Below are 15,285 nucleotides of genomic sequence, written 5' to 3'. Positions count from 1 at the left end.
GGTCCGGGGCGTTCAGGTCCGTGGCCGCCGGCTCACCACTCCGCGAAGGAGCCGTCGGCGTGGCGCCAGACCGGGTTGCGCCAGCGGTGGCCCTCGCGGGCCCGCTCCAGGACGTAGTCCTCGTTGACCTCGATGCCCAGCCCGGGCCCGCCGGGGATCCGGACCATGCCGTCCTCGTAGTCGAAGACCGACGGGTCGGCCAGGTAGTCCAGCAGGTCGTTGCTCTCGTTGTAGTGGATGCCCAGGCTCTGCTCCTGGATGAAGGCGTTGTAGCAGCCGGCGTCGATCTGCAGGCACGCCGCGAGGGCGATGGGGCCCAGGGGGCAGTGCAGGGCCAGGGCGACGTCGTAGGCCTCGGCCATGTGGGCGATCTTGCGGGCCTCGGTGATGCCGCCGCAGTGGGAGGGGTCGGGCTGGATGATGTCCACGGCGCCGGAGGCCAGGACGTCCTTGAAGTCCCAGCGGGAGAACAGCCGCTCGCCCAGGGCGATGGGCGTGGACGTGCTGCGCAGGGGATCGAGGAAGCCGTCGACGTTCTCGCTGAGGACGGGCTCCTCGATGAACATCAGCCGGTAGGGCTCGAGCTCGCGCAGCAGGACCTTGGCCATGGGCTTGTGCACGCGGCCGTGGAAGTCCACCCCGATGCCGACGTCCGGGCCCACCGCCTCGCGGACCGTCCGCACGCTCTCCAGGCACAGGTCGACCTTGTCCCAGCTGTCGACGTACTGCAGCTCCGCGGTGCCGTTCATCTTCACCGCACTGAAGCCTCGCTCGACGGCGGCGCGGGCCGCGGCGGCGGTCTCGGTGGGGCGGTCCCCGCCGATCCACGAGTACACGCGGATCCGGTCGCGGACCCTCCCGCCGAGCAGCTCGTGCACCGGCACCCCGAGGGCCTTGCCCTTGATGTCCCACAGGGCCTGGTCGATGCCGGCCAGGGCGCTCATCAGGATGGGCCCGCCGCGGTAGAACCCGCCGCGGTACAGCACGGTCCACAGGTCCTCGATGTTGCGGGGGTCCTGGCCGACCAGGTGGTCCGAGAGCTCCTCGACGGCGGCGGCCACGGTCGCCGCCCGGCCCTCGACGACCGGTTCGCCCCAGCCCACGACGCCCTCGTCGGTCTCGATCTTCAGGAACAGCCACCGCGGGGGCACGGTGTAGGTGGTCACGCCGGTGATCCTCATGGAGTCTCCTCGCTCACTTCTCGGGGTGGTCGCTCGCGGAGCGCCAGGCCCGGACCAGGGCCTCGGCGCGGGCGGACAGGTCGGGGCCGGACACGCCGGGCCGGTAGAGGGACGAGCCGATGCCGGCCCCGCCGGCCCCGGCGGCCACCCAGTCCCGGAGGTTCTCGGCGCCGACCCCGCCCACGGGCAGGAACTCGACGTCCGCCGGCAGCACGGCCCGCCAGGCCGTCATCCCGGCGATCCCGACCGCGTCGGAGGGGAACAGCTTGAGGTTCCGGGCGCCGGCCCGGAGCGCGGCGAAGGCCTCGGTGGGCGTGGCCACGCCGGGGTAGCTGCGCATGCCGAGGCGGACCGTCTCGGCGATGACCTCCGGGTCCATGGCCGGGGAGACGATGAGCCCGGCCCCCGCGGCACGGGCGGCACGGACCTCCTCGACCGTCAGGACGGTGCCCGCGCCCACGGCGCAGTCCTCCGGGAGGTTCTCGCGCAGCACCCGGACCGAGGTCAGGGGGTCGGGGGAGTTCAGCGGGACCTCGAGGGCGCGGAAGCCCGCCGCGTACAGCCGGTCCCCGACCTCGGGGGCCTCCCGCGGGGTGAGGCCCCGCAGGATGGCGACGAGGCCGGTGGGAGTGTGCGTCATGCCGTTCCTTCCGTCGGGGCATCGAGAAGGCCGGCGGCGAGCGCGATGCTCCGCAGGCCGTGGGTGACGACGTCGCCGCCGACCACCGGGGCGTCGACGCCGAGCTGGTGCAGGGTGCGCTGGTAGCGCCGGCACAGCTCCGGCTCCCCGCACAGCAGCACCTCGGCCGGCCCTGCGCCGGGGGAGCCGCCGGAGGCCGGCCGGTCGCGCGCCCAGGAGGCCACCTCGGCGCCGATCATCAGCCCGGAGATGTAGTCGTCCACCTGCTCGGCGGCCAGGCGCCCGGTCAGCGGCAGGGTCCGTGCGGAGAAGAGGGTGGCCAGGATCCCGCCGTCGGCGTCCGCGCTCAGCGACGTCCGGACCCCGCGGTCGAAGGCCTCCAGGTCGGGCGCGTCGGGCCGGCGGGCGAGCCGGCCCAGGATGCTGTGCCGGGTGACCAGGCCGTAGACCTCACCGGTCATCACGGTGCGGAAGTCGAGGACGCGGCGTCCCTCCACGTGCACCCACTTGGTGTGGGTGCCGGGCAGGACCACGACCGTCCCGCGGCGCCCGCCGGTGTGCGCGTCGCCGTGGGCGGTCTCGAGCAGGCCCAGGATCTGGGTCTCCTCCCCGCGCATCACCTGGGGCAGCTCGCCGTCCGCCAGCAGGCCCGGCACCACGTGCACGGGCCCGCGGCGGGTGGGGATCGCCGTCAGCGCCCCGGCCAGGGCCTCGAGATCCTGGGGCAGGCGCTGATACGGCACGTCCGCCCAGCCCTGGGTGCTGCCGACCATGCCGGAGGCCAGCACGGGGAGCGCCGGGTGCGCCTCCAGCCACCGCCCGCACATCCGCTCGAACTCCTCCTCGAACGCCGCGCGGCGGTCCTGCGCGGTGGTCAGCCCGTCGGTGACGGCCAGGACGCCCCGGCCCGCCGGGGCGGTGTCGAGGACGGTGCCGCCGGTGTCGAGCAGGTAGGCCCGCGCTGAGGTCGTTCCCCAGTCCAGCGCGACCAGCCGGGAGGAGGCCGGGCCGGGGGCCGACGGGTCAGGACCGGAGGGGGCGGGTGAGAGCTGAGGCACATCTGGAGTGTGCTTTACCTGTCTCACTATGTCGAACAGCGTCGTAGATAATGGGACATGACGACTCCGTCCCGGACCGGAAGACGGCCGGTTCCCCTCCTAGACTTCCCTGCATGACCTCCGAGAGCAGCCCGCCCCGGCCACCCGTCCCGCAGGGGACCCTCACCCTCGCGCGCGGACTGGACATCCTGCACGCCGTCGCGGAGGGCGCCCACGACCTGAGGGGCGTCGTGGACGCCACGGGCATCGGCCGCAGCACGGCGCACCGGCTGATCCAGCTGCTGGAGCTGCGAGGCTTCGTCCGGACGGTCCACGGCACGTCCTACACGCTGGGGCCGCAGCTCATCGACTACGGCTTCCGCGCCCTGCACCAGCAACCCCTGCCGGTGCTCGCCCGCCCGGTCCTGGAGCGGCTGGCGGCCACGGTGCAGGACACCGTGCACCTGGCCGTGGAGGACGCCGGGCAGGTGCTCTACCTCGACAAGATCCCCGGCTCGCGCGGAGCCGAGATGCGCTCGCGGATCGGGCACCGGATGCCGCTGACCCGCACGGGCATCGGCAAGTCCCTGCTCCTGGACGAGCCGCACCGCTGGGCGGAGCAGTACACCGCGGAGCACCCGGGGGCGCACTCCCCGCAGGAGCTCGCCGCGTTCCGCAGGACCATGGAGGACGGTGCCGGCCGGGACAGCACGATGGACCTGGAGGAGAACGAGCCCGGGATCCGCTGCGTCGCGGCCCCCGTCCGCGACGCCCGCGGCGCGGTCGTGGCGGCGATCAGCGTCTCGGCCACGCAGCCGTACATGCCCGCCGAGCGCATGCAGGCCCTGGTGCCGGTCGTGCGGCAGGCGGCGCAGGCCATCGGGCGCGAGCTCGGCCGGAGCGCGTGACCCGCCCGAGGGGAACCCGAGCCGCGGCCGCGGGTGGGCGTGGTCCCGGCCGCCCCGGCCGCCCCGGCGGCACCGCCGGGGCGGGTCGGTCGCCGAGGCGTCGTGTGCGGTCCGTAGGGTGGAGGAATGAACGCCGGGAAGACCCCGCAGCCCGCCGGCTCGCCCAAGGAGCAGCTGCTGGCGGCCGTGTGCCTGGGCGGGCTCCTGCCGCTGCTGTCCTGGGTGCTGGACAGCTACCTGGTGGCACTCGTCTGCTCGCTGGCCCTGAGCTTCGTGGTCTCCGGGCTGCTGCGGCAGCGCGCGCTCCTGCGCCGTGGCGCCGACCAGCACACCGACCCGGAGCCTCCCCCGACGTAGTGCAGGCGCGTCACCGCACGGCATCGTCCGGTGACGGCCCGCCGCAGGACAGAGGAGTCCGCATGACCGAGATCTGGCCCGTGGTGCACGCCGAGCGTCAGGCGCTCGCGCAGGACCTGGAGCACCTGCCGGCACCGCAGTGGGCCACCCCGTCCCTGTGCCCCGGCTGGGATGTGCACGACGTCCTGGCGCACCTCGTCGACGACGCCCGGACGACACGACTGGGCTTCCTGTGCCGTCTCGCCGCCGCCGGCTTCGACTTCGACCGCTGCAACGCCCGGGGGATCGCCCGGGAACGCCGTGCCGATCCGCGCGCGACCCTGGCCGCCTTCCGCGCGGTCAGCGGCCGCACGACCAGCGCCCCGGCGCCGCCGGCCACCCGGCTGATCGAGGCGATCGTGCACGGAGAGGACATCCGGCGGCCCCTCGGCATCTCCCGCATCTATCCGGTCGGGCCCGTCACCGAGGCCCTGCGCCACCAGCTGCGGACCGGTGTGCGGTTCGGCGGCGGCAAGGAGCGCGCTCATGGACTGCGCGTCGTGACCACCGACGCCGGACTCGAGACCGGCACGGGCCCGGAAGTGCGCGGGACCGCCGCCGCCCTGCTGCTGGCGGTGTCCGGGCGCGCGGTCGGGCCGGAGGAGCTCGCCGGCCCGGGCGCCGCAGCCCTCGTGCGCTGATCGCCGCATGCTCGTCCTGGCCGACCCGGTCCGGCACCCGGTGGCCGACCGGGCCGGGCGTGCGGTCAGCTCCGGCGCAGCGGGCGCTCCAGGATGCCGGTGGAGATGGTGACCAGCACGGCGCCCACGACCAGCAGCGCGGCCCACCCGTACGACTGGGCGCCCAGCGCCAGCACCGCGCCGTTGGCGATGAACAGCGCCACGGCCACCACCGTCAGCCACTGCGCCACCTGGTCCTCCCGAACTTCTCGAACCCCCGCCACTGCGATCCCCTTCGTCGTGTCCTCCGCGGCTGCGACCGCAGCCCGGTTGCTCCCCAAGTTAGGTGCCGACCGGGTTATATGTCTTTGGACTTAAGTCCAGAGCTCCGGGTGCCCGCGGAAACATCGGGCCTGGTCAGCGGGGATACCCGAACATGACGAAAGATTGCTCGACGGCCCCGACGGCCCCGACGGCCTCGGTGACGCCTCGGTCCCGGCTCAGCCCGAGGCGGCACCGTCGTGGGCGCCCCGGCCGAAGGTCCCCCAGGTCACGGCGCGGTAGGAGGCGGCGACGACGTCCTCGAGCACGCCCAGGTCGATGCCGTCTAGGTCCTTGACGTAGAGGCACCCGACGCCCGTCGTGTGCGGGCCCAGCCGAGCCAGCTCGCCGGGGTAGGCGCTCACGCCGTCGAACAGGTAGATGGTGGTGGCCGCCCGGCGCGGGGCGAAGCTCGCCGCCGGGGCGTCGCCCTCGTGACCGCTGGCGTAGCGGTAGTGGTACTCGCAGAAGCCGATGATCGTGCCCCACATGGTGGGGGTCTCTCCGGTGGCGCGGGCGAACAGCGGGAGCAGCCGCTCGGCGTCGTTCCGGCGTTTCCTGGGCGTGACGCCCTCGAGGAACTCCTCGACCGGCTGGGGTGTCTTCTCCACGGGGCCTCCTCGGAAGCGAGCGTGCGGGGCCAGGTGCCCCGCGTCGGCGGCGTCGCCGGGTCGAGTGCCACGGTACGCCGCGGGGCGGACGGCGAAAGGGTCACGGACGGCGACAGGGGCGGCAGCCGTGGTCGCCACGTCTGCCGCCCCTGTTCCGCGGGGGCCGGGTTTCGCCTACGGTGCGGCGGGGGCCGCTCCGGGGTCGGTGCCGGTGGCGCCCTGCTGGGCCGCTCCCGGGTCGAGCTGGCCGGTTCCGGTGCCCGTCTGGCCGCCGTCCAGCGGCTGGCCGCCCGTGCCGGCGGCCGCGTCGCCGGACGTGGCCGAGCCGTCGCCGGTCACGGCCCCGCTGGTCGGGGCGGTCCCACCGGGCACCACCTCGCCCGCCGCGGGGTCGGTGGTCGGCGCCTCCGCAGGGGCGGCGCCCTCGGCCGGGGCGAGCTCGCCGGTGCCCGGTGCCTGCTCCTCGACCGGGGCGGGGGTGCTGGCGCTGCGCACGGCCACGGACTCGGAGCCGGTCACGGTGCGCTGGATCGTGCCCGTGCCGCCGGAGAGCTCGGTGCCGGTCAGCGCCTGGACGCCGAAGACCGCGGCGACCGCCAGGCCGATGATCACCCCGGTGCTCACGAGCACCTGCTTCCACGGCAGCCGGAAGCGCGGCCCGGGGGCGTCGTCGGCCACGGCGCTGCTGCCGCGGGTCTCGGGGACCCGCAGTCCGTCGCGGGTGAGGATGCGCGTGGTGACCACGGTGCGGACCTTGGTCAGGCCCCGGCGGCTCCGTTCGAGCGAGGTGGAGTAGACGACCACGGCGATGCCGGAGACGATGCTCGTCAGGGCGGCGCCGAGGACGGTGCCGACGACGCTGAGGTGACCGCCGATCACGGACATGGTCGCGGCGGTGGCGGCTCCGGCGAGCAGTCCCGGGATGTTCAGGGCCGGGCTCTTCTTTTCCGGCTTCTCGTCCGTGGGCGCCTGCTCGTCGGCGGGTGCGGTACTGGTCTGGGGTTTTTCGAGGGTCATGCTGATGTCCTGGTCCGGTCGCGGGTTGGGGGCCGGATCCCCGCGACGTCGCTCGGGTCGGCCGGATCCATTATCCCGGCTGACCTGGGAGAACACAGGATGAGTGGGCATCCTCACATCCTGGGGGCGAGCAGGGCGCAACGCTGCGTCACAGCGCCTGGTCAGGGCGGAGTCCGGCGGCGACCGTGGTGGCTGTCGGCGACTTGAGGCGCGGCCGGGCCCGTCGCGGCCGTGGGGTGCGTCATCTTCCGGTGTCGGGTAACGATCCGGGACGGGGCCGGAGGCCTGTCCCGGACGCGGTCCTACGCTGGACGGAGCGGTCCCCCCGGGTGCGGACCCGGGCCGGGGCGCGTGATCCGCGGGGCCCGGCACCGGCCCGCCCCGGCTTCGATTCCCGTGTCCGTGCGCACGGCCAGGAACTGCCGTCGCCGTGGCGCGCCGCAGGGATCGACATCGTCGCCCACGACGACAGTGTCCGAAGCACCGCCTCCAGGGCGGAGAGTCCGCGCCGACGGCGTGCTCCGCCGACCGGGAAGAGAAGACCCATGTCACCATCCACCCGATCCACCCGTCCCCCGTTCCTCGCCGCCGTGGCGGCGGTGCTGCTCCTCGGGGCCGGCGGCGCCGTCGGCGTTCCATCGGCGGCCACAGGGTCCGCGGCCGGACCGGCGACGGGAGCCGCGGCGGCCCCCGCGCCCTCCGTCCCGGAGGCCTGCGTTCCCGACGTCGACCGCGTCGTCAGCGCCGGTCCGTCCCCGCAGACGGCGGAGCCGCTGCCGCAGGAGCTCACCGCGAGGCTGGATGCCGCCGCGCGGCGATCCTTCGCACAGGCCTCGGCCCCCGGTGCGGTCGTCGGAGTCTCCTCCCCGGAGGGAACCTGGACGCAGGCCTACGGAGTGGCCGACCCGGCCACCGGGGAGCCGATGGACGTCGACGTGCACACCCGCATCGGCTCCGCCACCAAGCCCTTCACCGCCACTCTGGTGCTGCAGCTGGCCGAGGAGGGCGAGCTGTCCCTGGACGACCCCATCGGGGACTACGTCGAGGGCATCCCCAACGGGGACCGGATCACGCTGCGCCAGCTCGCGGACATGACCAGCGGCATCGCCAGCTACTCCCGCAACGAGGAGTTCCAGAAGGTCCTCTTCGCGGCCCCGGAGACGGTCTTCACGCCCGAGGAGCTCGTCGCCTTCGGCGTGGCGGAGTCCCCGCTGTTCGCCCCGGGGGCGCAGTTCGACTACTCGAACACCAACTACGTCCTGCTGGGCCTGGTCGTCGAGCAGGTCACCGGACGCCCGGTCGGGGAGGTGCTGGAGGCCAACATCTTCGACCCGCTGGAGCTCGACGAAACCGTCTGGCCCGGAGCCTCCACCGAGCTGCCAGAGCCCTTCGCCCGGGGCTTCACCCTGCAGGGCGACACCGCGACCCCCGAGGCCCCGGCCGATGCCACCCACTGGAGCCCCACCTGGGCCTTCACCGCCGGGGGCCTGATCTCGGACGTGGACGACCTGCTGACCTACGGCCGGGCCCTGGGCACCGGACAGGGTCTGCTGGAGGCCGACAGCCAGCGGGAACGCCTGATGTCCTTCTCACCGCCGGAACGAGGCTACGGACTGGGCTTCGGGTGCATCGACGGCTGGGTCGGGCACACCGGGGAGCTGCCCGGGTACAACACCACCGTCTACTACGACACCACCACCGACACCACCGTGGTCGTGCTGGTCAACAGCGACATCGCCTCCGGGAACTGCCCCGAGTCCCCGGTGCTGGCCGACGACCCGAGGACGCTGCCGTGCTCCGGGCCCGCCACCCGCATCTTCGCCGAGCTCTCCACCGCGCTGGGCCACACCTTCACGCCCAACCCGCAGGAGTGACCACGGCGGGCTCCGGGCCGTGGGCCGGCACGGGGACGACCCTAGGACGACGGCGCCGTCCCGGCCTCGACCAGGCGCTTGAGCCGCCGCAGGCTCTCCCGCAGCCCCTCGCGCATCGTGGTCATCCGGTCCGGGTCCCGGCCCAGGGTGCCGATGATGAACCAGCCGATCCGGCCGACCGGGCGGGCCACCTCGTAGGACTCCGTCACCCGGGTGCCGGTGCCCTCGGGCTCGAAGCGATAGCGCCACACGATGGTGCCGGCGAACTTCTCGGTGCGCGCGAAGGCGAACTCCCGGCCGGGCTCGGCGGCCATCACGATCGGGGTGTTGTGCCAGGAGAAGCGGGAGTCCTCCGGGGCCCGGTTGCGGGCCCGGAACCGGGCGCCGACGTGCGGGCCGCCGTCGTCGAGCCAGACGACCTCGTCGACCTCGGGACTGTACTCGGGGGTGCGGGTGACGTCGGCGACGACGTCGTAGACCGCCTGCGGCGGCGCCTCGATGTGCACGGACTCCTCGGCACGGCCCAGGGTCTGCATGGTGGTCCTCCGTGGTGCGGTGGCGGAGCGGATCAGGTGCCGGGACCTCGGTGCGGGTGGGACCCGCACCGAAGGGTGCCTCGACCATAGGCGCCCGTCGAGGGCGCGCCCAAGGGCGGAGGCCGGATCGTCTCGGGCCCGTGACTCTGTGCGCCTTCGTGTCGCTGGAGCTCCCGGGACGTGGTCGCCCGCCGCGGTGCGACGGTCCGTGCGGGGGCGAGGTCGGGGAAAGCGCACAGGGTGCGCCGTCGACCCTGTGCCCGAGTCAGCGCAGCGACCGGCGCATGAGGACGCGGGGGAAGCCGTTCAGCGTCGAGGTCGTGTCGGCGGCCCAGGTGAAGCCGGCGCGCTCGAACATGGCGCGGGTGCCGACGTAGGCCATCGTGGTGTCGACCTTCCGGTCCCCGTTGTCGACCGGGTACCCCTCGAGCGCCGGCGCCCCGTGGCCGCGGGCGTGCTCGACGGCCCCGTCGAGCAGGGCCCGGGCCACACCCCGGCCGCGCCGGCCCCCGCGCACCCGGAAGCACCACACCGCCCAGACCGGGAGGTCGTCGAGGTGCGGGATCGTCCTGCTGTGGCTGAACGCGTGCAGCTCGGCCCGCGGGGCGACGCCGCACCAGCCGACCACGGTGTCCCCGTCGTAGGCGAGGATGCCGGGCGGGATCGGCCGGGCGCACAGCTCCTGCACCTTCTGGGCCCGCTCTCGAGCGCTCAGTGCGCGGTTCTCCCGGGACGGCAGCCGGTAGGTGAGGCACCAGCACACCGCCGAGTCGGGGTTCCGGGGGCCGAGGACGGTGGCGACGTCGTCGAACCGCTCGCTCGTGGCCGGCCGGATCGTGAACGGGGTCGTGTCCATGGCCCATTCTCACGTGGGCGCGGGCCGCGAGGCATCTCGGAACGGGAAGGAGGCGATCCCGCCGGGCAGGTGTGGCCGGATCGTGACCCGCGGACCCTGGCCGACCTTGACCGGTCGTACGAGAATCTGACCATGCGGTCAGACACGGGGCGGGACGGCGGGAGGACGTTCACGGAGGGGGCCCGGCGCGAGCAGATCCTGGCGTGCGCGGTCGAGGCGATCGCGGAGCTGGGCTACGCCCGGGCCTCCCTGACGGAGATCGCCCGCCGGGCGGGAGCCAGCAAGGGCGTGGTCTCCTACTACTTCCCGGGCAAGGACCGGCTGCTCGGGCAGGTGGTGGCCGACGTCTACACCCGGGCCGGGGCGGCCATCGCCGCGGCGACCGCCGGGCGCACCGGGGCCGCGTTCCTGCGGGCCTATCTCGAGGCCAACCTCGGCTTCCTGGCCGACCACCCGGCGGACATCCGGGCCGTGACCGAGATCGTGATGAACCTGCGCGGGCCGGACGGCGCGCCCCGGTTCGCCCCGACCGGGGAGGACCCCGTGCTGGGCCACCTGGAGCAGATGCTGCGGGACGGCCAGCAGGCCGGGGAGTTCCGCGACTTCGACGCCCGCAGCATGGCCGTGCTGCTGCGCGGGGCCGTGGACACCGCCTCGGGACGGCTGGTCACCGACCCCGGGTTCGACCTCGCGGCCTACACCCGGGAGCTCGTGGCCACGGCCGAGCTCGCCACCCGCAGGGTGCGCTGAGCGCACCGTCCCGAGGAGGACGCCATGAGCAGTCCACGCTTTCCGGCCCCCGACGACGCCGCCGACGACGCCGCTCCGACCCCGCGCCGGGGCGGCAGTGCCGCCGGGTGGCTGGGGGTGGACCTGGTGCTGCCCTTCGCCCTCTACTACGGGTCCCGGCTGGCCGGGGCGGACGCGTGGACGGCCCTCATGCTCGGCGCCGTCGGGCCCCTGGCGCGGGTGGTGGTCACGGCCGTCCGCGCCCGGCGGCTGGAGCGGCTGGGCCTGTTCACGCTCACCGTGCTCGCAGCGGGCACCGTCGTCGGACTGCTCAGCCCCGACCCGCGCCTGCTGCTGGCCCGGGAGAGCTGGCTGACGGCCCTGGTGGGCGGCTGGATCCTCGCCTCCCTGCTGGGGGGAAAGCCGGTGCTCTACGAGGCCACGCTGCGGCTGATGCCGGCCGGCGCCGCCGCGGGGTGGCGCCGGGACTGGGAGACCAGCCCCGGTTTCCGCCGGCTGCTGCGCCGGATGACCGCCGCCTTCGGCGCGGCGTTCCTGCTCGACGCCGCGGCCCGGGTGGTGATGGCCTACACGCTGCCGGTCGACGTGGTGCCCGCGGCCAGCGTCGGGCTGCTCGTGCTGCTGCTCGTGGCCGTGGTCCAGGGCGGGAAGGCCTACGGCCGGCGCCACCTGGGGCCCGGTGCGGACCAGGGCGTGCCCGGCCACCGGACCTGAACCCTCGACCGTCCGACGTCCTCCCGCCCCCGGGTGTAGACACTGAACAGGACACCACCGATCGGAGGAGGCGCCGTGCAGGGATCAGCCGTCGTCCTCGGGGCCGGCATCGCCGGTCTCGCCACCGCCCGCGGGCTGCTCCGCGCGGGCTGGACCGTCCACGTGCTCGAGCGCTCGCCGGGCCTGCCGGACACCGGCACCGCCCTGGGCATGTGGCCCGAGGCCATGCACGCCCTGGACCGGCTGGGGGTGGGGAAGGAGGTCCGATCTTCCTCCGTCGAGCAGCGCGGCGGGCGGCTCCTCCGGCCGGACGGCACCGAGATCGCCCGCATGGACCTCGGCCGCCCGGTCCGGCTGGTGCCCCGGCCCGTGCTGCTGACGGCACTGGCCGCAATGATTCCTCCGGGAGTCATCGCGTGGAACACCCCGGTCACCGACCACGGTGAGCTGCCCGCGGCCGACATCCTCGTCGCCGCCGAAGGCATCCACAGCCCCACCCGCGCCGCCCTGTTCGGCACCGCCCCGCGGGCGCTGGGCACCGTCGCCTTCCGCGGCACCGTGCCCGGCCCTGCGGACGGGATCACGGAGACCTGGGGGCCCGGGCGGCTCTTCGGCATCACCCCGCACGACCCCGGGAACACCAACTGGTTCGCGAGCATCCGCGCCGATCTCCTGCCGCCGGAAACGTCTCCGCGCAGCGCCGCCCAGCTGCTCCGAGAGCTCTACGGGGACTGGCACCGGGAGGTGCGGCGGGTGCTGGACGCCCTCGGGGACACCCCGATCGACCGGCGGACGCTGCTCGACGTCGCTCCGCCGCCCTCCTACGTCAGCGGACGGACCGCGATCCTGGGCGACGCCGCCCACGGCATGGCGCCCAATCTCGGAAGAGGCGCCTGCGAGGCCCTTCTGGACGCCACGGTCCTCGTCGAGGCGCTGACCGCAGCACCGGACGTGGCCGGCGCCCTGCGCCGGTACGACGACGCCCGCCGCAGGCCGGCCACCCGCACGGTGCGCCTGGCGCGCCTGGCCAACACCGTGAGCACCGCGCAGCACTTCCTGCCCGTGCGCAACACGGTCATGGCCGCGGCATCGCACCTGAGCCGGCTCGGGTAGCCGCCGGCGGCCGGCCGTCCGAGGGGCGACCGGCCGTCCGAGGGGTCGCCGGCGTGGACCCCGCCCGGACCGGCGTACCGGACCGGATCAGGTGCCGGGTGGCCGGTACCGGACCTGCTGGGCCCGGCCCAGGGCGTCCAGCGTCTCCTCGACGCTCATGAGCACCGTGGTCTCCAGCGAGCTGAGCGCCCCGCCCCCGCCGATGGCGAGGGCCACCGCGGCCATGGACACGTTGTCCGGTGCTTCCCAGAGGTTGTAGCCGTCGTGCTCGCCGAAGGCGTACCAGAATCCGTGCAGCTTCCCGCCGACCGATTCGATGTAGGCCCGGGCGGCCTCGCGGCGGTCCTCCGGGTGCTGGATCATCCGGGCCCAGGTCTCCGGGGTGTAGCTGAACTTCGACAGATAGAGCGGCATCGTCTCGTCCTTCCGGTGCCCGAGGGCGTCCTGGCGGCTGTTCCGCCGGATTCCTCGAGCGCGGCTGCCCCGACCGTAGGCCCCCGGCGGGAGGCGGCCCAAGGGCATCGACCGGATCGTCGCCGGGCCGTGACTCATGTCGTCTCCGTGTCGGAGTCGCACATCGCGAACTCCATCGGTCGTCGGCCTCCCGTGGACCGACCTCGGGGCCGGTCGGACTCGTCGCGACGAGGGGGAGGGCCATTGCCGTCCGCGCAAGAGGGGACGCCCTGCCGGTCTCCTCCGCCGAGAAACACGCCGCTGACGTGGGACGATGATGCGCAGTTCCCGTTCCCCCACGTCAGGAGATCCCCGTGGAAATCATCCCTGAGGGCCGGCCCCTCCACGTGCTGGCCGTCCTGCTCGGCATGCTGGTGGGCGTCAAGGCCCCGCCCGAGTCTCGGCGCTCGCTCGCCGGGTGGATGCTGGCCGGGGTCGCCGCCACCGCCTACGCGGCTCTGGTTGCGCGGGACCGGGACCGCAACGTCCAGTGGTGGCTGGCGCGCGCAGCGTATGACCGTGAGGGTGATTGGTGCCGGTGCTGCTGACGCCTCCCGGCCCCATACGGGTCCACGCCGAAGGTGAGCCGGGAGGCTCGCAGTCCGGCGAGCGTGGACTGTCCGGCCCAGCGATGGCCGAGGCCGGATGGGCCATCATCGGGGCTGGTGCTGATCGGCCCGGAGCAGATGGCGGTCAGGCAGCATCCAGCCATTGTCACCGACGGCGAGCTGCCACAGCAGACTCAGGGCCGACGAGGCCGTCCCAGGAAGGGCCCGGTTCGGCGTCCGGCGCCTTGACGCGCTCCGGTGAGTCGCTGCGCCGCCCGTGGATTCCCCACCGGTGGACTCAGCAGGGCTTGAAGAACTTCCCGCCCGGCGCGTAGCAGCGCGGACCCGTGTAGCCGGGAATGTCCGCGTAGTACCCGGGCGGTGCCTGGTTGACGATGTTGGCCCCCGGGTTCGGGGCAGGCTTCGGTGCGGGTGCGGGTGCGGGTGCGGGTGCGGGTGCCGGAGCGGGCGCGGGCGCCACCGCCCGGCGCGCGGCGTCGGCTGCCGCCTGCCGGGCCGCCTCCGCCTGGTGCGCCAGCTCGTCCTGCTGGGCCGCCGCGGCCTGGCGCGCCGCCTCCGCCTGACGATCGGCCTCCGCCTGCCGGGCGGCTTCGGTCTCTGCCTGGCGGCTCTGCTCCTCGGCCTCCGCCGCGCGGCGCTGCTCGGCGGCGCGCTCCCGGAGCGCGGCGACGTCTCCCCGCACATCCGAGAGCTTGCCCTTCAGCGACGGCAGCCCGGCCAGGTGGCGCACGTGCGGGTGCGCGTCCCCGTCGACAGCGTCCAGGGCGGCCAGGAACGCGAGGGCAGCCGCGACCTCTCCGGCCACGTCGTCGAGATCAGCCGGCGCGGCGTCGGCGAGCGCGTTCGTCGCCTGCTGCAGCTGCGCCGGGATGGTGCAGCCGTGGGCCGGGTCGAGCAGGCCGGCCTGCTGCTGCTCGGCCTCGGCGAAGGCCTCCTCCACGGGCGGCAGGAACCGGTCGTTCGGGGCGATGTAGAGCGGCGTGCCCAGCCCCTGGCGGGCGATCTCGGCGTTGACCAGGGTGCCGTCCTCCAGGAAGACGCCGGCGAGCCTGCGGCCGTAGGAGTCGGTGCGCTCCTGGTCGTACTCGAGGCCGACCACCGTGCCCGGCGGCAGGAGTTCCTCCAGCAGCGCGGTAGCCTCCGGGCCGAGGCACTCGACGACCTCGTTCGGGTCCTTGGTCTCCGGGGTGTCGATGTTGAGCAGCCGCACCCGCACCACCTCGCCGCCCAGCTGGACGTCGACGGTGTCGCCGTCGATCACCCGCTCCACCACGGCGCGCTCGCCGCGCAGCTCCGCGGCATCGGAGGTCACGGTCGAGGAAGCGTTCGACGGCGGTGCCGCGTCGCTGGAGGCCGCCGTCCCACCGCAGCCGGTCAGGAGCAGGAGGACGAGCGCGGAGGCGCCCAGGCGGCGAGATGCCGGGAGGAAGGTCATGGGGGTCCTGTCAGGAAGCCGTCAGTACCCCTCCAGCCTATGGATGCGAATGCAATCATCACGGAGGGGCCCGTCCCCAGTTCGGGGATGTGCCGCGCCTCGTGGTGCGTCGAGGACGGGGGCCGAGCGCTGCTGCAGCGTCACAATGGGGCACACGGGCGCTCCGACTTGTCGTGTACTAATGCAAACACATGAGATGCAGGAAGACATCTCCGCTCCGTCCGAAAGCCGACGACCATGACGACTCCTGCCAC

18 protein-coding genes are annotated in these 15,285 nt (G+C 74.2%); 8 read left to right on the top strand and 10 right to left on the bottom strand.

Features of this window, described 5'->3' with window-relative positions:
* Nucleotides 1-32: 32 nt before the first annotated feature.
* Genes dgoD through ABL57_RS12340 form a run of 3 tightly spaced genes read right to left on the bottom strand, consistent with a single transcriptional unit; the run spans nt 33 to nt 2,879 of the window.
* Nucleotides 33-1,181: a galactonate dehydratase gene (dgoD, locus tag ABL57_RS12350; protein ID WP_047803776.1), complete on the bottom strand. Its 1,149-nt coding sequence runs from the start codon at nt 1,179-1,181 to the stop codon at nt 33-35.
* 13 nt (nt 1,182-1,194) lie between these two features.
* A complete protein-coding gene (locus ABL57_RS12345) occupies nt 1,195-1,821 on the bottom strand; it encodes a 2-dehydro-3-deoxy-6-phosphogalactonate aldolase (protein WP_047803775.1) in 627 nt (208 codons plus the stop codon).
* Nucleotides 1,818-2,879 (bottom strand): 2-dehydro-3-deoxygalactonokinase, encoded by a 1,062-nt coding sequence (locus tag ABL57_RS12340; protein ID WP_047803774.1) that lies wholly within the window; start codon nt 2,877-2,879, stop codon nt 1,818-1,820. The genes ABL57_RS12345 and ABL57_RS12340 overlap by 4 nt, the downstream gene beginning before the upstream one ends.
* Before the next feature lie 113 nt (nt 2,880-2,992).
* On the opposite strand from ABL57_RS12340, the gene ABL57_RS12335 reads away from it, so the two are divergent.
* The 3 genes from ABL57_RS12335 (at nt 2,993) to ABL57_RS12325 (ending at nt 4,803) form a co-directional block, all read left to right on the top strand.
* Nucleotides 2,993-3,766: an IclR family transcriptional regulator gene (locus ABL57_RS12335; RefSeq protein ID WP_047803773.1), complete on the top strand. Its 774-nt coding sequence runs from the start codon at nt 2,993-2,995 to the stop codon at nt 3,764-3,766.
* Between the two features lie 126 nt (nt 3,767-3,892).
* Entirely contained in the window at nt 3,893-4,123 is a 231-nt protein-coding gene (locus ABL57_RS12330) for a hypothetical protein (protein ID WP_047803772.1), read from the top strand.
* Between the two features lie 62 nt (nt 4,124-4,185).
* Nucleotides 4,186-4,803: a maleylpyruvate isomerase family mycothiol-dependent enzyme gene (locus tag ABL57_RS12325; RefSeq protein ID WP_047803771.1), complete on the top strand. Its 618-nt coding sequence runs from the start codon at nt 4,186-4,188 to the stop codon at nt 4,801-4,803.
* Nucleotides 4,804-4,868: 65 nt separating this feature from the next.
* Here the strand turns inward: ABL57_RS12325 and ABL57_RS22355 are convergent, their stop codons facing one another.
* From ABL57_RS22355 to ABL57_RS12315, 3 genes are all read right to left on the bottom strand, one after another.
* Entirely contained in the window at nt 4,869-5,033 is a 165-nt protein-coding gene (locus tag ABL57_RS22355) for a hypothetical protein (RefSeq protein ID WP_158041183.1), read from the bottom strand.
* A gap of 249 nt (nt 5,034-5,282) precedes the next feature.
* Nucleotides 5,283-5,714, bottom strand: coding sequence for a DUF1801 domain-containing protein (locus tag ABL57_RS12320; protein ID WP_047803770.1), 432 nt, complete (start codon nt 5,712-5,714; stop codon nt 5,283-5,285).
* A 174-nt stretch (nt 5,715-5,888) separates the two neighbouring features.
* On the bottom strand, nt 5,889-6,731 hold the full coding sequence (locus tag ABL57_RS12315) for a hypothetical protein (protein ID WP_047803769.1): 843 nt from the start codon (nt 6,729-6,731) through the stop codon (nt 5,889-5,891).
* A 545-nt stretch (nt 6,732-7,276) separates the two neighbouring features.
* Between ABL57_RS12315 and ABL57_RS12310 the strand changes: the two genes are divergently transcribed.
* Complete coding sequence (locus ABL57_RS12310) at nt 7,277-8,605, top strand: serine hydrolase (protein WP_047803768.1); 1,329 nt, start codon at nt 7,277-7,279, stop codon at nt 8,603-8,605.
* Between the two features lie 41 nt (nt 8,606-8,646).
* Here the strand turns inward: ABL57_RS12310 and ABL57_RS12305 are convergent, their stop codons facing one another.
* Both ABL57_RS12305 and ABL57_RS12300 read right to left on the bottom strand, forming a co-directional pair.
* The gene (locus tag ABL57_RS12305; RefSeq protein WP_047803767.1) at nt 8,647-9,141 is read right to left on the bottom strand and encodes an SRPBCC family protein; all 495 of its coding nucleotides are present in this window, start codon (nt 9,139-9,141) and stop codon (nt 8,647-8,649) included.
* Nucleotides 9,142-9,406: 265 nt separating this feature from the next.
* Nucleotides 9,407-9,997 (bottom strand): GNAT family N-acetyltransferase, encoded by a 591-nt coding sequence (locus tag ABL57_RS12300; RefSeq protein ID WP_047803766.1) that lies wholly within the window; start codon nt 9,995-9,997, stop codon nt 9,407-9,409.
* A 132-nt stretch (nt 9,998-10,129) separates the two neighbouring features.
* Here ABL57_RS12300 and ABL57_RS12295 point away from each other — a divergent pair, with 132 nt between their 5' ends.
* From ABL57_RS12295 to ABL57_RS12285, 3 genes are all read left to right on the top strand, one after another.
* Nucleotides 10,130-10,747 carry a TetR/AcrR family transcriptional regulator gene (locus ABL57_RS12295; protein WP_047803824.1) on the top strand — a complete coding sequence of 206 codons (618 nt, stop codon included), beginning with the start codon at nt 10,130-10,132 and terminating at the stop codon, nt 10,745-10,747.
* 24 nt (nt 10,748-10,771) lie between these two features.
* A complete protein-coding gene (locus ABL57_RS12290) occupies nt 10,772-11,461 on the top strand; it encodes a VC0807 family protein (RefSeq protein ID WP_053004942.1) in 690 nt (229 codons plus the stop codon).
* Between the two features lie 75 nt (nt 11,462-11,536).
* Nucleotides 11,537-12,574 (top strand): FAD-dependent oxidoreductase, encoded by a 1,038-nt coding sequence (locus ABL57_RS12285; RefSeq protein WP_047803765.1) that lies wholly within the window; start codon nt 11,537-11,539, stop codon nt 12,572-12,574.
* Nucleotides 12,575-12,661: 87 nt separating this feature from the next.
* Here ABL57_RS12285 and ABL57_RS12280 read toward each other — a convergent pair whose 3' ends face one another.
* Nucleotides 12,662-12,988 carry a GYD domain-containing protein gene (locus tag ABL57_RS12280; RefSeq protein WP_047803764.1) on the bottom strand — a complete coding sequence of 109 codons (327 nt, stop codon included), beginning with the start codon at nt 12,986-12,988 and terminating at the stop codon, nt 12,662-12,664.
* Between the two features lie 353 nt (nt 12,989-13,341).
* Between ABL57_RS12280 and ABL57_RS12275 the strand changes: the two genes are divergently transcribed.
* Nucleotides 13,342-13,575, top strand: coding sequence for a hypothetical protein (locus tag ABL57_RS12275; protein ID WP_047803763.1), 234 nt, complete (start codon nt 13,342-13,344; stop codon nt 13,573-13,575).
* Nucleotides 13,576-13,873: 298 nt separating this feature from the next.
* On the opposite strand, the gene ABL57_RS23395 is transcribed toward ABL57_RS12275, so the two are convergent.
* Nucleotides 13,874-15,031, bottom strand: coding sequence for a thermonuclease family protein (locus ABL57_RS23395; RefSeq protein ID WP_053004941.1), 1,158 nt, complete (start codon nt 15,029-15,031; stop codon nt 13,874-13,876).
* Between the last annotated feature and the right edge of the window lie 254 nt (nt 15,032-15,285).

Origin of the sequence: Kocuria sp. SM24M-10, assembly GCF_001027955.1 — a bacterium.
Taxonomy (GTDB): domain Bacteria; phylum Actinomycetota; class Actinomycetes; order Actinomycetales; family Micrococcaceae; genus Kocuria; species Kocuria oceani.
Note: the sequence above shows the minus strand (reverse complement) of the source record. Positions and strands in the feature narration are given on the sequence as shown.

Coding starts and splice junctions, on each gene's coding strand:
- ABL57_RS12295 (WP_047803824.1), top strand. CDS start 10,130: ATGCGGTCAGACACGGGGCGGGACGGCGGGAGGACGTTCACGGAGGGG.
- ABL57_RS12310 (WP_047803768.1), top strand. CDS start 7,277: ATGTCACCATCCACCCGATCCACCCGTCCCCCGTTCCTCGCCGCCGTG.
- ABL57_RS12315 (WP_047803769.1), bottom strand. CDS start 6,731: ATGACCCTCGAAAAACCCCAGACCAGTACCGCACCCGCCGACGAGCAG.
- ABL57_RS12345 (WP_047803775.1), bottom strand. CDS start 1,821: ATGACGCACACTCCCACCGGCCTCGTCGCCATCCTGCGGGGCCTCACC.
- ABL57_RS12305 (WP_047803767.1), bottom strand. CDS start 9,141: ATGCAGACCCTGGGCCGTGCCGAGGAGTCCGTGCACATCGAGGCGCCG.
- ABL57_RS23395 (WP_053004941.1), bottom strand. CDS start 15,031: ATGACCTTCCTCCCGGCATCTCGCCGCCTGGGCGCCTCCGCGCTCGTC.
- ABL57_RS12290 (WP_053004942.1), top strand. CDS start 10,772: ATGAGCAGTCCACGCTTTCCGGCCCCCGACGACGCCGCCGACGACGCC.
- ABL57_RS12335 (WP_047803773.1), top strand. CDS start 2,993: ATGACCTCCGAGAGCAGCCCGCCCCGGCCACCCGTCCCGCAGGGGACC.
- ABL57_RS12300 (WP_047803766.1), bottom strand. CDS start 9,997: ATGGACACGACCCCGTTCACGATCCGGCCGGCCACGAGCGAGCGGTTC.
- ABL57_RS12330 (WP_047803772.1), top strand. CDS start 3,893: ATGAACGCCGGGAAGACCCCGCAGCCCGCCGGCTCGCCCAAGGAGCAG.
- ABL57_RS12280 (WP_047803764.1), bottom strand. CDS start 12,988: ATGCCGCTCTATCTGTCGAAGTTCAGCTACACCCCGGAGACCTGGGCC.
- dgoD (WP_047803776.1), bottom strand. CDS start 1,181: ATGAGGATCACCGGCGTGACCACCTACACCGTGCCCCCGCGGTGGCTG.
- ABL57_RS12325 (WP_047803771.1), top strand. CDS start 4,186: ATGACCGAGATCTGGCCCGTGGTGCACGCCGAGCGTCAGGCGCTCGCG.